The sequence below is a fragment of the Bacteroidota bacterium genome, from assembly GCA_016713925.1.
GTDB lineage: Bacteria > Bacteroidota > Bacteroidia > AKYH767-A > OLB10 > JAJTFW01.
On sequence record JADJOH010000004.1, the window covers coordinates 92521 to 106536 of the forward strand.

The window sequence follows — 14016 nt, forward strand, 5'->3', positions numbered from 1 at the left end:
TCAACGGGCCGACAAGAGCGGTGTGCGAAATTCAGAGAATCTACTACAGGAAGTAAAAAATCTTGAGGCTATGTTTTGCCCGGTTTTTGATGGTAAGTATAGCCATAAGCATGTTTTATGGACCGCGCAATTCATGGAGGAGTTTAAATCGAATTTCATTGATTTATTTGGAGTTATTGAAGAAAGAATTCTTTTTAAAGCAGCAGTTGCCCACCATAGACCTGAAAAAGATTTTTTACAGGAAATCATTCAAAAAGCAGATCATCTTGCTTCGGGAATGGACAGAACGAAGGACTCCGGCATGAAGGATGGGCAGGATGAACAACAGTGGGATGCCTTTAAGAAGAAGAGATTAATTCCACTTTTGGGTATTATAGGCAAGGATGCGGTTGATTGCAAAGAAAGATGGCCGGTAGTTGCTTTGGATTTAAATAGAAATAATTTTCCACGAGAGGATGCGGAAAGTAATGAGGAAGGATATGATCAGCTTTGGAGCAAATTTTGTGAAGAATTTAGAGAAGTCTCTTCCAAAGACTTTGAGGTGTTTTCGTTTACATTGAACACCTTATTATTGAAGTATACTACCTGTATCCCTTCAAGTACAATAAACTTACCTGACGTATCCTTATATGATCATTTGCAAAGCACAGCAGCTTTTGCAGTGTGTCTTTATGATTATTTAAAAGAAAAGGGATTACAAGTTAGAGAACTGAAAGAAGAGGACGAAGCGTTTTTGTTAATTGGAGGGATCTTTCAGGAATACAATCATTTATTTATGATATCATTAGCAAAAGTGCAGCCAAGAACCTTAAGGGTCGTTCTTTTATTTACAATTGTTAGTCGATACTATTATTCAGGAATTATTGACCGAATTGAATTTACCCCAATCCTGTGTTATTTATGCTTCAGGTGGCGGTTTTTATATTAAAGCACCCAATGTTCCGTCTGTACAGGATAAATTAAACGCCTTCTATAAGCGTATTACTGTTGTTCTTTTCGAAAAGCACGGGACATCTTTATCATTGGCTATGGCTAGTAGTCCCTTCTCAGTTCATACGGTAATGAATAACAAAGTACCGGAGGAATGGAAACAGCTAACCATAAAATTGTCCTCTGAAAAGGGGAGGAAATTTGCGAGTTTGTTGCAAGAAAGACATAGTGATTTTTTTGATCCGATTCCCTTTGAGTTAGATCAAAAGAGAGATGCGATATCCGGTGATCTCATTTCAAAAAAGGCGGACTCCTTACCATTTAACGAAATGGATGGTGATCTGAATGAACCTAAACTGTTTTTGAGTAAAGTAAATCACGATATAATTGAATTAGGTAAAAAAGTTAAAATCAACAGATTATCTTGTTCAAAGTAAAAGCCGTATAAGTTATTGGGACCAAGCAATAGTTTTTAGTGTTTCGCCAATAAACTCAGATACTACGTGGTATCTTTTTGATGATGAAAAGGTAAAATCACTAAAGGACCAGCTGAAAGCTACCGCCGACCATATTGTAGTCTATCGCCTGAATGATTGTAAGATGAAATATGCAGGTACTTTTGGTTTTAAAGCAGCCGGAGGAATCAGTTTTTATGGAGGAAATGATTACCCTTCTTATACAAATGGAGAACCTAAAACGTTTGATGAATTAAGTGGAGGTGAAAATGATGGTTTACGCCGCTTAGGTGTCCTCCGCATGGATGTTGATAATCTCGGAAAACTGTTTGTAGATGGATTTAAACATGGCATGAATACTTTTTCCAGATATAGCGCGTTGAGCCGGAACCTGGATTACTTTTTTAAAGGGTATCTCAATGAAATTTGGAGAAGTGATGCCGGGTTTAGAGATAAAACTTCAATTATCTATTCCGGTGGCGATGATTTATTTATTGTAGGACAATGGAACGAAACCATACGATTTGCAAAGCGCATACGCGAAGAATTCAAAAAATATATATGTTCAAATGATAAGTTAAGCATATCTGGTGGCATAGCGATTGTAAGCAGTAAGTTCCCAATTGCAAAGGCTGCGTTATTGTCAGGTGAGGCAGAGCACTTAGCCAAAGACCATACTTTTGGAAAACTTGAGAAAAACGCCTTTGCAATGATGGGGTTACCGTTAAATTGGGATTTTGAACTCCCTTATGTTGAAGAATGAAAGACCGCCTAACAGAGCTTATAGGCGATAAGGAAGGTTTAAATAAAGGGCTTATTAATAAGATTGCAACTTTTCAATATTTGGCAGAAGAACAAGAAAAGAAAGGTGCAAATCAAAGTTGGAAATGGATCATGGCCTATGATTTCGCAAGAGCCACTCAACGAATAAAGAATAGTGATGCAAAGCAATTACTAAACGAACTTAAAGTTGACACTCTTGCAAATACTCAGAAGGGCAAAAAATTAAACTCAAAGCATACAACTTTAGCTTTGTGTAACCTCGCTGCAAGATGGGCTGAATTAACGATAAGATAAACAATATAAAAACTAAAAATTATGGCTTTTAACAAGGATTGGATATCACAAAAAATTGATGAAAAGGCAATAGAGTTTGCCGATGATTTTGCCAAAGAGATTCTTAAGTAAGGGTTTACACCTTCCCAAATCAGGAATTATTATAGTGAAGTAAAAAGGATTCAGATGAAGGGTTTGAGAAACAATGAAGCCGACTTTTTACTATTGAAACCAAAACTTGCATATTCTGCAGTTAAAGCAAAAAGGAAAGGAGCGCTTTTATTTCAAGAAAGAATGGAAGAGGCACATGCTGCCGTTGATTCCGGTAAACCTGATGCTGAAAAAAGATTTAAAAATTTTTGTGATTTATTGGAAGCAATACTTGCATATCATAAAGTTCACGATGAAAAAAAAGATAAAAGATGAAACTAATAAAAAAATTCAGCTAAGTGGCAATATAAATTTATTGTCTGGTTTAATGATTGGCGGCAATAACAGTTCTTTGTCAATAGGAGGTTTAGATAAGGTTGTGGTAAGAAATCAAGTTACCAATGAACCTTATATACCGGGAGTTCTTTAAAAGGTAAAATGAGATCTTTACTGGAATTAAATTTGGGATTGATAAGCGGTAATAAGATTGGTCATATAGATAATGGACCATGTGTTGATCCAAATCAAATCACAACTGTTTTATTTGGGAACTCGATAGGTGATGAAAATCAAAGACCTTCAAGAATTATTTTTAGAGATGCCATATTACAAAATCCAAATGACTTAAAAGATACCGAACTGCAATTTACGGAAATAAAAGCCGAAGTTGTTATTGATCGTATAACGGCAAAGGCTATGCCTCGTTTTTTGGAAAGAGTACCAGCTGGTGCTATTTTTAAACTGGATATGGTTCTTAATATATTTGATAGAGATAAATTTTCTGAAAAAGCGTTACTCGATTTAATTTTTCAAGGACTTCAGTTACTACAAGATGATTATTTAGGAGGAGGAGGCTCCAGGGGAAGTGGAAGAGTTAAGTTTAGTGCATTGAATATAATAGGAAGACAGTATGGAGAGAACTCTGGTGAGCCTATAATCTATGATATTCCTGATTTTTTAAAATAGAAATTCGTGGAAAAGAATTCGTAGTTTTCAGGCTGAAGTTTGCCTCAACACTTCATTTAGGTAAAGGAAAAGAGGTGTATGATATTAGCGATTATTTATTGCATTCCGATTCGATTTCGGCTGCCTTGTATGTAGCATGGCAATCGATTTTTTGGAATTAATCAGGAGTCGAATTTTAATAATGTTGCTTTCTCTTCCGCTTTTCCATTTTTTGGGGATGAGTATTTTTTACCAAAGCCGCTTGTTAAATTACCTGATTTTGAAAAAGATGAAGGAGCTGCGACAGCGAAGAAGTATAAGAAAATAAATTGGCTATCAAAAACACACTTTGTAAACTTAATACATGCGAACGAATGTAAAATTAGGAGCGAAGAGTTGGTAGCTGATGGAGGATTTCTTTCTGCGTTTCCGGACAATTTTAAAAGTCAAAAATTCTGGATGAAAGAAATTCAACAAAGGGTTCAAATACCTCTAGACGGTAATGATACCAAACCTTATTATGTTGAAAGAATCCGGTTCAATGAAATGGGAGGATTGTATTTTATGGTAACAGGTGATAAAACTACCATAGATAAAATTGCAGAATGTTTGAATTGGTTGGGAGAGCAGGGTATTGGTACTGACAGATCAGTTGGGAACGGGCAGTTTTCAGTAAGTAGAGATGTCATCAGTTTTAACTTACCGGAATCAAAATCCGGAGTATTGCTGTCGCTGTATTGTCCACCAACAGAAGAAAGAAGCTCGGGCTTTCTCGATAATTCCAGATATAATTTGATAAAACGGGGAGGTTATATATCCAGCCCGGAAGATGAAAATAATCTTTCATTGCATAAGAAATCAGTATTTATGTTTTCGGAAGGCTCTATTTTTTCAAATTATGCGAGCCGCAAAGGCTATATTCTTGATTTAAATCCGTCAGGAGCCAGAGTAAAACATCCTGTTTATAGAGACGGAAGAGCTTTCTTTTTACCCATTATAATCAAAGACAGATCATGAACAAGCAATTGATTATAGAAACATTAAGTCCGGTACATATTGGCAACGGTAGAGTACTGATGGGTGGAATAGAACATCTGGTTTTTAATAATGAAATGCGAATTGCCGTACTGGATGATAAAAAAGTACTTGAAGTTATAGGTAAGGATAGAATAAATACCTGGATTGCAGCAATAAACAGAGGAAATGGAGTGTTAGAACTTTTAGAAAATGTTGATCGAAGTCTTACCTCTGAAAAAGTGGCGATGAGATGGATTCATATTAATAGCACTAATATTCCTTCGCATCAAAACAATATTCGGGAACAAATCCATTCCGGTAATATAAAACCGATGATTCCGGGTTCTTCATTAAAAGGAAGTTTTCGTACATCTTGGTTTTCTAAAGAGGTTTTGAAAATGGGACGGATTAAAAAGACTAGGTCAGGAATGTTTTAATCGTAGATTAAATAAGCAAGACTTTAAATTGAGTCAAAAGAATTAAATGGTAAGCTATTAGGGAAGGATCCCAATCATGATGTGTTTCGCCTTTAAGATTAGATGATTATTCATTTGAAGATACAATTTGTTTGAAAGCAGAGACCTTAAACCAAACGGGTATGGATCGTTGGGAAATGAAAAATGAGGTTGGTCAATTTATTGAATGTATTCCTGCCGGCTCATTGAGTGTAGGTAGACTTGGTATTGCAGAAGATCTTAAAAAGCAAATTATTAATTCAAAGAACGATTACCCGGTGATAAGAATTTACTTTGGAAGCATTGTTTAAGGCAATTAATATGCAAACCTTACAGCTCATTGAACGTGAAATTAAATTATGGAGCCCTCGGTTATCAACTTGCCTAAAGGAGCGGAAAATTTTATTGATGAATTAAAGCGATTGAAAGGTGAAGTGGAGAACGCAATGGCATCGGATTTTCAGGCAATAGCAAGACTTGGATTCGCATCCGGCTTTGAATCGCTCACTGGTGGTTGGCAATCGGATGTGTTGGCGCAAGATGTTCAGAAGGAAATTGCACATGCCGTACGTCGTACAGAATATGGAGATATGCCCTTCCCTAAATTAAGAAGAATTGTGAATGGTGGTACACCGGTCGGATTCGTTAAGTTGACATTAATGGATCATGATAAAGCAGAACGGTATCTAAAGGATCATAACCAAAATAAGGAATCGCAAAAACTTAAAGAAATTGAAGAGCATGCAATGAAGTTGGCTGAGGTGGAACGATTGAAGGAGGCTGCCAGACAACCCTTGCCATTTGTAGGTAAACTCAAGCCTGGTATTAAAGTGGAAGGAGTTATTACCGGAAACAAGGAAGGTATAGCGTTAGCAAAGTTCGTGATACATGACGAAACAATCGAAGTGTTAATGCGTGGCCTGTCAAATCCTGAAATAGGCTCCATAGTCATAGCCTCTGTTCCGCAATTAGCAGGAGGTAAGATTAAAGAAGTGAAGTTTGTTGGATTTAAGAAATGAAAGACGCAGGTATATTTATTACAGTTGGAACCCGGGATCTGCAGTTGAATCAAGAAGTTTCAGGATTAGACTTGGTTTATAACCCTGATTCGAAAACTTACAGCATAAAAAATCCTCGTGCGATTGGATCTTATCTGTCTTCACGTGAAAGGAAATTTCCTGATGTAGGTGAGTTTGAATATCCAATTATTAAACCGGCATTTAATTTCATACGAGAGCAAGGTTTTAACATAAAATGGGTAAAACTAGTAGTAACCAATCAGGTGGATGCTGTGGAAGAGTATAAGAAGAACGACACTTTCTTTTATCCATTGATTTTAGAACAATTAATCAAGAGGGATTTTAACCTTATACTAGATAAGCAAGCGGATTTTAAACCCTTATCAATTGAGCGGAACATCATTTTTTTGGATAGTATGTATGAATTTTTTAATAAGTACTTTAGTGAAAACGATCAGTACAAAGCGTATGCAGATACGGATAAAGTTTTTTTTCTGGGACAGGGAGGAGTAGATGCATTGAATACCGGGTTGTTGTTAAATCTGATTGAATTTTTTCCAAATCTCATCCAATTGCAAAAAAGTGCAGGGGTGGATCATGCTCTGCCTTTAAAATTTACAGATTTATTCCGGTCCGGGTTTAGAAAAAAGCTCTATGAAAATAGTATTAGTCAGGCATTGAAGCAGTACAATTATAGTTTGATTAAGGAAATTGTAAATAAAAAAAAGAGCGAGTTTTATCTGAGCTCCTATGCGCTTTGCCCGAAACCATCTGGATTTCAATTTAGCACGAAAAAGCCTGATGGAGTTGATGAAGATAGATTTGAATAACAGGGATACCTATACAGTCTGGTATCAGGAACTATCACCGGAGAGTAATCTGAATGTTATACAAAGAGAATTGTTTTTTTCAGCAATGATTCACTTTTATCAAGGCGCTTATTCTGATTATTTATGGAGACTTTTTTACGCTGGAAGAAAATCTGCTAAAGCCTATTCTGGAAATTAAATTAGGTGGAAAAATTGAGTATGATTCCTCTTCAAAACATGCCTCCTGGTTAAATTTGATTAATGCTAACATGGAGTTAAAACAGTATTTGGAAAAGCCTATAACAGGAACAAATTTTAAATTGGACTTTAAAACACCAAATAGAATAGTATTTCGTTATGTCTATAATTATTTTTCCCGGAAGATCATCCTGAAAGACCCGCCGGCATTACGGGCATCTTAGAAGGATTGACTACTTTAAGTAAATTAAGAAATGATTTGGCCCATAGCATGACCGGTGTGTCATTAGAGGAGATCAATCGTAAGCTAAATGGAAGGGCGGAAGATTTGAACGCATTGCTTTTTTGATTACTTTGATGTAGGAAATAATACACTTCCTCCTTATGACGAGGTGAACGCTTTTATGCAGAAATTGTTGAAAGCTTAACAAGCCGAAGAAGGATATTTTAAAAATATTTAATTTTTTATTAAGCTACTGCAAATAGACTGCAATAGGGATAGGTTTTTTTGCATTGTTCAACGAATTAACCCTTAAAACCTATCCCTATGACGAACTTCTTACAACCTATCCGTAACCTGTTTAAAGGTAACAATGAGCTGGCACTTCAACCCGAAAGCGCAAAAGAGCTAAATGCACTGGTTAATCTGGATGTCTTTAGGGCCATGCCTGATCAACGAGAGCCCATTAGAGTGTTTTTAGATGACCACGGGTATGTGGAGGCCGGACTGAATGAGGGTAGCCCTGAAGCCTTGCAAAACGGACTGAATCATATCGTTTCAGGGAAGTATCTTGATGAGAATCTGAACGAAGCGAAACATACGGATTACATTGAACGGATGCGAATGCTACGTGAGGATATTCGGGCGAAAAAGTGAAACCTGAAACGGAATTGAATCATCTGATTCAGCATATTTTACCCGCACTTCAAAAGGACATTGTAAATAAGGAAGAGCAGCTTGCCGCCATAGATATGAATACGGAAGAGTTGGTACAGCAATCCGGATATAGCAACTTTAAGTTTTGGATTTATATCATTGCTTTTGGTGGGTTAACAGCATTTATTTATCTGTTTTATTCATCGGCGATTTATTCAGCCTTTTACCGGGATCTAAATGCTGAAATGGCGGTATCACAGGCTGCAAATGATTTTTCCATTCGCTCTTTAACGCGGTGTTAAATCCGTTCGCCTTCTCTAGTGGAATACCGGCGGTGTATATAGGTCCGTTCTTCTTCTTTGCTCTCGCTCTTGTATGGTCCTATCTTCAAAAAAGGCTAAAGGAAAGCAGGGAAAAGCTAAATGGACAGGGCTGACGCTTCTTTACATTCTTTCTCATCTTGGCAATTGGTGCTGATTTTATTATTGCATGGAAGATTGAAGCATTTAGCCATGAGTTAAAGCAAATGAATGGTCTCGCGGAAGGTGATTATGCCTTTACACAGAATTCATGTTCTGGGGAGTATTTATGCTGGGTTTAGGCGCCTATGTTTCATGGAAGCTGCTGTGTGAAATAATAGTTCAGGAGCATGAAAAAAAGAACCCTCAACGGTTAGCTGTCCTTGAGAGGAGAAAAGAGATCCTAACACTTCGTCTTATGCAAAATGAAGTATTTAAAAGTCCGTCAGGATGAGGCGGAGCTGCGAAGAGCATTGTTGGAGATCAACCACGAGATAAACAAAGTGGACATCTTGCTGGGCGCTCATATAAAGGCATCGGAGATATTGAGCATAGCCTGGATGCGTATTATAAAGGCTGGATGAAATATGTCAGCAATAATCCCCGCGAAGAAATTTTATTGCCACGATGCGAAAGAAGTGTATCATCAATACCGGCAGGCATTCCAAGCATGGCAGCCGATAAAAGAAAATCATTTTATGATCAATTGATCAACCGGTAATACATCCAATCAAATAATCACCATTATTATTTCACACCTTAAAAATCATAGCCATGACTACTACATTAAAAATTCGCACCATCCTTTGCTTATCCGTATTGCTGGCATTTCAATGCTTGTTAGCAGTGGAGAACCGTAGGCCGCAAAACACCATAATATTATTGGACCTTTCTGATCGTTTGCTAGTTCCCGGTCAGATTTCCAAAGACACCTCAATTATAATTCAAATCTTTATCGTCGTTTTGAGAAGAAATGCCATGCAGCAATTGATTATGACTTGTCGTAACAGATTTAGCATTGTTATAGCACCACAAAAAAGTAATTGCATATTGGCGAATCAAATGGAGGAAGCGCTGACACTGGATTTGAGTAAACAAACAACTGCCGCCAGGCTTAATGCACTTAAATCATTTTCTAAGTCTTTTGAACAAAGATTAAAGGAGTTGTATGTTATTTCCGGAAAATCCAAAGCAAGCACTGATTATAGTGGTAGTGATCTTTGGAGATACTTTAATGAGCAATTGGTAAATGATGTTAGGAATGGCTATGATAATACACTGATAGTCCTGACGGATGGTTACTTTGACTTTGAAGATATGAATTCGAAAAAGCAGATCAATAACAGGCATACTACCACTTTATTTTTAAAACAATTGCATGGAGTGGACTGGAGAGAAAAGGCTACCAGAGAGGATTACGGACTATTAAAAGTCAGATATAGTTTTCCGGGATTACAAGCATATATAGTCGGAATCCGGGCGAAGTGCGAAGATCAAACCGAAGTGGAGAAACTGGAGTATTTTTGGAAGGATTGGCTTTTCGGAATGAAAGTAATCAATGTAAAAACAATACCAGCAACCACTACGGAGAAAATCATGAATGCCATTGCTGTTAAGTAAAATTTCAAAAAACAAGAACATAATATGAGAGATAACTTCAGCTTCCCTGTCCGTTTTCTGGTATGCATCGCAATAGCGATATTGAGTTTACCTAATCAACTTTTTGCTCAACCACTTCTCGGTTTAGATGAAAAGCAATTTTTACTAAAACTTAAAGAAGAAAGAGTAAAAACCCGGTCATTTAAAATGCCGGATAAATCAAAAGTATATTATACTTCAAAAGGCGACATCATGCTGATGTGGCAAATTGATCACGGAATCGTGTGCACTTATATAATTAAATTTGACGAGTCGAGTTCTTATTATTCATTCATTGTCTATCTCGATGAGCAATTCGAGCGACCTGATCCTGCGGTTAGGATTTGGGAGATTAATGATATGGTGGTTATGGAAGATATTATTGATGGGAAATTTACTTTGTTGTTTCTTCCAAGAGAATCGAGGGAGTGATAACTGCATTTTTTTTGCATAAGATTTTAAAACATCCTGAAATAATGGCTTCAATCTTCCAGGTATTTATTTAAAGTATTTATGCTGATCCCTAATGCTTTGATAGTTTTGGCCTTTGATTGATGAATTTCCAATGTGCTTTTACAATGGTTACGAATTACATCTTTAAGCAAAACTACTGTATTGATTCTTGTATTTTCTTTTGAAGAGGTGCTTTTTAAGAGAGGGGATAGATCCATACTTGTTATATTTTCATCTTCCTTAAAAATATAAAGTTCATCGATTATGTTTTCCAACTCACGAATATTGCCCGGGAAACGATAGGATGTTAAAAGCGACCAGGCGTCTTTATTCAAATGTAAAGCAGGTTTTTTGTATAAGCCACTCCGCTCTTTAGATTTTTGATTAACAATTTGTTTTATGGCATTTTCACCCCGCTCGAATAATGCCGGCAAGTGTATTCTGGTTTGGTTTAGTCTGTAAAACAAATCTGAACGAAATAAACCGGAGTAACTCATTTCTTCTAACCGTTTATTGGTTGCTGTGATAATTCTTACGTCAGTTTTTATTTCCTTGGTTTCTCCTAGTCGCATAAATGTTCTGTTCTGTAGAACACGCAATAAGGATTGTTGCATTTTAGGACTGATATCACCAATCTCGTCTAAAAAAACAGTTCCCCCATTAGCGGTTTCAAAGAGGCCTTTCCTGTCCACAGCACCCGTAAATGCACCTTTTACAGATCCAAATAATTCAGCCCCTAAAAGTTCATCAGAAAATGCAGAACAATTTATGGTTATAAATGGATGACTTTTTCTGGAGCTGGAGCTATGGATCAAATTAGCCATTCCTTCTTTTCCCGTGCCCGTTTCCCCGGTAATCAATGTGTTTATATTATCAATTCCCGAGATTTGATTTGCTCGAAAAATCGCAGTTTCAATCCCGGTCTCAATGTATTCATTTTCCTCCTTATTTGTTTTTGAGTTTTCTTTGATAAGAATGAAATATGGAATTGCAGATGGAATAATTTCCGTTGTAAAAAATTCTGAGATATTATTTTTAGAATGTTCAGGACGTCTCGATTGTATGAGCCGCGTATTGCCAATTTTGCCAAGATGTGTCATTACCCAGGCTACTTGCATCATAGGAGTTCCCGGAGAAATAAAGAGATCTATTTCATATTCTTCGTATTTTAACAGAAGTTGACTTACTTTTGGCAAGATCTCATTTAATGAAATTACATCTCCAATTTTTATGGATTCCAGTTGAATGGTGTGGTCCTTAAAGTCCTTTTTTAAAGAGGAGGACAGTATTTCAGCATTTTTTTGGTATAACGGATCCCCGGTTTCGGCATGTAACAGCAAATGAAATTTTGCATCTGTATAAAAGAATCTGTGCATGGCATAATTAGGTCCGGTTTTATTTACAGAACCATTTTTAAAGTCGTTGCCTGTGGCAATCCAGGAAATGATTATCTTAGAGGTGGATTTTCTTTTCATACTTCAATATGCAGATTGTAATTCAGTCTTATGGTAGTTTACTAAAGGTCAGTAATGGTATGTTTATGAAGTTACCCTCTGAGGCGGGTGCAGTGTTGAGAGGTTTAGAAGGGAATGCCTCAAGAGTGTATTTTGAAACGGTAATTAGTCATTTGCCTCATCAGTATTTTTTGAGAAGAGAAGTCAGCATCCGGCTGAAGATATGTTTAATTGCTTATTGAATTATACCTATGGTATATTGTATGGTAAGGTTGAATCTGCCTTGATTAAAGCGGGGATTGATCCTTCTATTGGGATCCATCACCGCGATGATTACAATAAGCCGGTGTTTGTTTATGATGTTATTGAAAAATACAGGGTTTGGGCAGATAATGTTGTGATCAGTGTATGTATGCAGGAAGTAATATTCATTGAATTTTTTGATGTAGAAGATGGCGCTTTTTGGTTAAACAATGAAGGGAAACGCATATTAATACAAGCTTTCAATGACTACATAGATGAAATAATTGTATTGAATGGATTAAGCCGTAGTCGGGCAACACATATTGATCTTGAAATGCAGCAATTGGCTTCATTCCTTTTAAACGGTTGATGGAGACCCGGCATAAATAAGGCAGGAGGAGAGTACATTTAAAACTTGGTTGCAGAGTGTTGGATCATATCCTTTACGTGTTGTTTTAACAATAGAGAAGCCGTTTTTACCATAAAAAATATTTATTTCTGCAAAGGAATTACCGGATATAAAGCGTAATTGTTTACCGTATTGGATAGGCTTAGCTTCTGAGATTCGTATGTCCTGTTCCTGTAAAATGGGCTCTAAGTAACCTTCAATACGATCCAATTGTGGAGGCACATAGTAGGTCTTTGGATGTTTTATTACCGCAGGGTTTGGAGAAAGAAGTTTTGAAATATCATGCATGACTTGCCTGGGTATAATTGAATCACTTTTCACAGGGGATTCAATGGTATTTTGTTCTTTCGGTTCCACTTCCGGAAAAGAGATGTTTTCTCCTACGTCATCGGTAAAGCAATGCGGATCAGTAGTAATATAATCAGATACTTCTACTAAAGTGACAGCCGTGTTCAAATAGGCATGATGATCCACGCTCAGAAAGCAGATACGGGTTACATCAGAAGTTTTAAAATCAAGCACCTTCTCTAATTGATATTGACGGGCAAAACGCAGGGTAAATGCTTTATAGAAATCTGTAAATTGCTTGGTGTTGTAGATTGGGCTTGCTAATTGAAACAACAGCTTTAGCCCATAGCCACCCGGAGATCGGAATAGCAAAACAATCCGCTCATCGTTTTTAAGGGAAGCGGTTAAGGTGTCAGGGTCAATACCATGGGAGGGAAGCTCGTCCAGGTCAATAAAGAAGCCATCTATTTTTTCAAAGTTTGATGTGTTACGAATGTGAGATTTGAAGGAAGCGGCGATAATATAGGGAAGATGTACTTTCATGTCCGCATATTTTCTCTTATCAATAGTGTACATGATACGTAGTTTATTAACCAATTCAGATAAGGCGGGCTCCGGTGCTGCGATTTTGCGGAACACCTCGGTCATTGAAATAGGAGTTAGTGTATCATTTTTGCTATCACGAACAGAATTACCGGAGAAGAGTTGGAAGGTTGTCATAGTTTTCTTATTTTTAGGTGGGTGCAATTACATTTTAACCATTAACCAGACTTGTGCCGGAATATGAAAAAGAAAGGGAAGAAAAGTCCTGAAGACTCATTTTCAATGCAAATAGCACGGATTCGTGCAGCGGGCATTACTTCACCTCCCGCCATGAACCCATCAAAATTTGATGATACCATTCAAAATCTGAATCAGCGCATCGAAGCCATTTTACTCTTCATGAAAAAGGCCGGTTCAAAAAAATAAATGAAATGTTATGTTTTATATTTTACGATATTGAAAACAATAAAGTGAGAACAAAGATCTCAAAATATCTCATTCGCAAAGGCTGCATCAGAGTACAGAAGTCAGTATTTCTGGCACAGATAGATCGTAAAGTTTTTATGGAAATACATTCTACCTTAAAAAAAGTACAGGATATGTATAACAATACAGATAGTATATTATTTTTGCAAGTAGCAGAGGACAATTTACGCAGTATGAAAATGGTAGGCGAACAAGTAGACGTTGAATTAATTATTGAAGGTAAAAATACGCTCTTCTTTTAGTACCTTTGCAGCCTTCAAAAACAAGGATATAATTTTATGAAAAACAAAGA

The 14016-nt window shown here is 36.8% G+C and carries 20 protein-coding genes and 1 pseudogene; 19 read left to right on the forward strand and 2 right to left on the reverse strand.

What is annotated here, in order from left to right; all coding sequences use genetic code 11:
- Nucleotides 1-133 precede the first annotated feature (133 nt).
- The 15 genes and pseudogenes from IPJ86_06000 to IPJ86_06070 all read left to right on the forward strand — a co-directional run bounded on the left by IPJ86_06000 (nucleotide 134) and on the right by IPJ86_06070 (nucleotide 10280).
- A complete protein-coding gene (locus IPJ86_06000) occupies nucleotides 134-928 on the forward strand; it encodes a hypothetical protein (GenBank protein MBK7886861.1) in 795 nt (264 codons plus the stop codon).
- Nucleotides 834-1367 carry a hypothetical protein gene (locus tag IPJ86_06005; GenBank protein ID MBK7886862.1) on the forward strand — a complete coding sequence of 178 codons (534 nt, stop codon included), beginning with the start codon at nucleotides 834-836 and terminating at the stop codon, nucleotides 1365-1367. The genes IPJ86_06000 and IPJ86_06005 overlap by 95 nt, the downstream gene beginning before the upstream one ends.
- A 163-nt stretch (nucleotides 1368-1530) precedes the next feature.
- Entirely contained in the window at nucleotides 1531-2148 is a 618-nt protein-coding gene (locus tag IPJ86_06010; protein MBK7886863.1) for a hypothetical protein, read from the forward strand.
- A complete protein-coding gene (locus tag IPJ86_06015; GenBank protein MBK7886864.1) occupies nucleotides 2145-2462 on the forward strand; it encodes a hypothetical protein in 318 nt (105 codons plus the stop codon). The genes IPJ86_06010 and IPJ86_06015 overlap by 4 nt, the downstream gene beginning before the upstream one ends.
- 129 nt (nucleotides 2463-2591) lie before the next feature.
- A complete protein-coding gene (gene csm2 / locus IPJ86_06020) occupies nucleotides 2592-2867 on the forward strand; it encodes a type III-A CRISPR-associated protein Csm2 (GenBank protein ID MBK7886865.1) in 276 nt (91 codons plus the stop codon).
- A pseudogene (gene csm3, locus IPJ86_06025) lies at nucleotides 2845-3557 on the forward strand (type III-A CRISPR-associated RAMP protein Csm3). Before csm2 ends, csm3 begins: the two are co-directional and overlap by 23 nt.
- A 156-nt stretch (nucleotides 3558-3713) precedes the next feature.
- Nucleotides 3714-4553: a type III-A CRISPR-associated RAMP protein Csm4 gene (gene csm4, locus IPJ86_06030; GenBank protein MBK7886866.1), complete on the forward strand. Its 840-nt coding sequence runs from the start codon at nucleotides 3714-3716 to the stop codon at nucleotides 4551-4553.
- Nucleotides 4550-4990 carry a type III-A CRISPR-associated RAMP protein Csm5 gene (csm5, locus tag IPJ86_06035; protein MBK7886867.1) on the forward strand — a complete coding sequence of 147 codons (441 nt, stop codon included), beginning with the start codon at nucleotides 4550-4552 and terminating at the stop codon, nucleotides 4988-4990. The genes csm4 and csm5 overlap by 4 nt, the downstream gene beginning before the upstream one ends.
- A gap of 131 nt (nucleotides 4991-5121) precedes the next feature.
- The gene (locus IPJ86_06040) at nucleotides 5122-5319 is read left to right on the forward strand and encodes a hypothetical protein (protein MBK7886868.1); all 198 of its coding nucleotides are present in this window, start codon (nucleotides 5122-5124) and stop codon (nucleotides 5317-5319) included.
- Nucleotides 5320-5367: 48 nt separating this feature from the next.
- On the forward strand, nucleotides 5368-6027 hold the full coding sequence (locus tag IPJ86_06045; GenBank protein MBK7886869.1) for a hypothetical protein: 660 nt from the start codon (nucleotides 5368-5370) through the stop codon (nucleotides 6025-6027).
- Nucleotides 6024-6857, forward strand: a complete 834-nt coding sequence (locus IPJ86_06050; GenBank protein MBK7886870.1) for a hypothetical protein — start codon at nucleotides 6024-6026, stop codon at nucleotides 6855-6857. Before IPJ86_06045 ends, IPJ86_06050 begins: the two co-directional genes overlap by 4 nt.
- A gap of 724 nt (nucleotides 6858-7581) precedes the next feature.
- Nucleotides 7582-7911 (forward strand): hypothetical protein, encoded by a 330-nt coding sequence (locus tag IPJ86_06055; protein MBK7886871.1) that lies wholly within the window; start codon nucleotides 7582-7584, stop codon nucleotides 7909-7911.
- Nucleotides 7908-8213 (forward strand): hypothetical protein, encoded by a 306-nt coding sequence (locus tag IPJ86_06060; protein ID MBK7886872.1) that lies wholly within the window; start codon nucleotides 7908-7910, stop codon nucleotides 8211-8213. The genes IPJ86_06055 and IPJ86_06060 overlap by 4 nt, the downstream gene beginning before the upstream one ends.
- Before the next feature lie 771 nt (nucleotides 8214-8984).
- Nucleotides 8985-9830, forward strand: coding sequence for a hypothetical protein (locus IPJ86_06065; protein MBK7886873.1), 846 nt, complete (start codon nucleotides 8985-8987; stop codon nucleotides 9828-9830).
- 24 nt (nucleotides 9831-9854) lie between these two features.
- A complete protein-coding gene (locus tag IPJ86_06070) occupies nucleotides 9855-10280 on the forward strand; it encodes a hypothetical protein (protein ID MBK7886874.1) in 426 nt (141 codons plus the stop codon).
- Between the two features lie 50 nt (nucleotides 10281-10330).
- Here the strand turns inward: IPJ86_06070 and IPJ86_06075 are convergent, their stop codons facing one another.
- Complete coding sequence (locus IPJ86_06075) at nucleotides 10331-11776, reverse strand: sigma-54-dependent Fis family transcriptional regulator (protein ID MBK7886875.1); 1446 nt, start codon at nucleotides 11774-11776, stop codon at nucleotides 10331-10333.
- Between the two features lie 8 nt (nucleotides 11777-11784).
- Here IPJ86_06075 and IPJ86_06080 point away from each other — a divergent pair, with 8 nt between their 5' ends.
- Both IPJ86_06080 and cas1 read left to right on the forward strand, forming a co-directional pair.
- Nucleotides 11785-11997 carry a hypothetical protein gene (locus IPJ86_06080; GenBank protein MBK7886876.1) on the forward strand — a complete coding sequence of 71 codons (213 nt, stop codon included), beginning with the start codon at nucleotides 11785-11787 and terminating at the stop codon, nucleotides 11995-11997.
- On the forward strand, nucleotides 11979-12368 hold the full coding sequence (gene cas1, locus IPJ86_06085; protein ID MBK7886877.1) for a CRISPR-associated endonuclease Cas1: 390 nt from the start codon (nucleotides 11979-11981) through the stop codon (nucleotides 12366-12368). Before IPJ86_06080 ends, cas1 begins: the two co-directional genes overlap by 19 nt.
- Here cas1 and IPJ86_06090 read toward each other — a convergent pair.
- Nucleotides 12357-13415: a hypothetical protein gene (locus IPJ86_06090; protein ID MBK7886878.1), complete on the reverse strand. Its 1059-nt coding sequence runs from the start codon at nucleotides 13413-13415 to the stop codon at nucleotides 12357-12359. The two genes, cas1 and IPJ86_06090, sit on opposite strands and share 12 nt — an antisense overlap.
- A gap of 63 nt (nucleotides 13416-13478) precedes the next feature.
- Between IPJ86_06090 and IPJ86_06095 the strand changes: the two genes are divergently transcribed.
- Together IPJ86_06095 and cas2 are read left to right on the forward strand one after the other, a co-directional pair.
- Nucleotides 13479-13664, forward strand: coding sequence for a hypothetical protein (locus IPJ86_06095; GenBank protein ID MBK7886879.1), 186 nt, complete (start codon nucleotides 13479-13481; stop codon nucleotides 13662-13664).
- Between the two features lie 44 nt (nucleotides 13665-13708).
- Nucleotides 13709-13966, forward strand: a complete 258-nt coding sequence (gene cas2 / locus IPJ86_06100; GenBank protein MBK7886880.1) for a CRISPR-associated endonuclease Cas2 — start codon at nucleotides 13709-13711, stop codon at nucleotides 13964-13966.
- Nucleotides 13967-14016 lie beyond the last annotated feature (50 nt).

Excerpts from the sequence above, each read along its gene's own strand:
- IPJ86_06000 (MBK7886861.1), top strand. The coding sequence starts at position 134 with ATGGAGGAGTTTAAATCGAATTTCATTGATTTATTTGGAGTTATTGAA.
- IPJ86_06010 (MBK7886863.1), top strand. The coding sequence starts at position 1,531 with ATGAAATATGCAGGTACTTTTGGTTTTAAAGCAGCCGGAGGAATCAGT.
- IPJ86_06015 (MBK7886864.1), top strand. The coding sequence starts at position 2,145 with ATGAAAGACCGCCTAACAGAGCTTATAGGCGATAAGGAAGGTTTAAAT.
- csm5 (MBK7886867.1), top strand. The coding sequence starts at position 4,550 with ATGAACAAGCAATTGATTATAGAAACATTAAGTCCGGTACATATTGGC.
- IPJ86_06045 (MBK7886869.1), top strand. The coding sequence starts at position 5,368 with ATGGAGCCCTCGGTTATCAACTTGCCTAAAGGAGCGGAAAATTTTATT.
- IPJ86_06050 (MBK7886870.1), top strand. The coding sequence starts at position 6,024 with ATGAAAGACGCAGGTATATTTATTACAGTTGGAACCCGGGATCTGCAG.
- IPJ86_06055 (MBK7886871.1), top strand. The coding sequence starts at position 7,582 with ATGACGAACTTCTTACAACCTATCCGTAACCTGTTTAAAGGTAACAAT.
- IPJ86_06065 (MBK7886873.1), top strand. The coding sequence starts at position 8,985 with ATGACTACTACATTAAAAATTCGCACCATCCTTTGCTTATCCGTATTG.
- IPJ86_06070 (MBK7886874.1), top strand. The coding sequence starts at position 9,855 with ATGAGAGATAACTTCAGCTTCCCTGTCCGTTTTCTGGTATGCATCGCA.
- IPJ86_06075 (MBK7886875.1), bottom strand. The coding sequence starts at position 11,776 with ATGAAAAGAAAATCCACCTCTAAGATAATCATTTCCTGGATTGCCACA.
- IPJ86_06080 (MBK7886876.1), top strand. The coding sequence starts at position 11,785 with ATGCAGATTGTAATTCAGTCTTATGGTAGTTTACTAAAGGTCAGTAAT.
- cas1 (MBK7886877.1), top strand. The coding sequence starts at position 11,979 with ATGTTTAATTGCTTATTGAATTATACCTATGGTATATTGTATGGTAAG.
- IPJ86_06090 (MBK7886878.1), bottom strand. The coding sequence starts at position 13,415 with ATGACAACCTTCCAACTCTTCTCCGGTAATTCTGTTCGTGATAGCAAA.
- IPJ86_06095 (MBK7886879.1), top strand. The coding sequence starts at position 13,479 with ATGAAAAAGAAAGGGAAGAAAAGTCCTGAAGACTCATTTTCAATGCAA.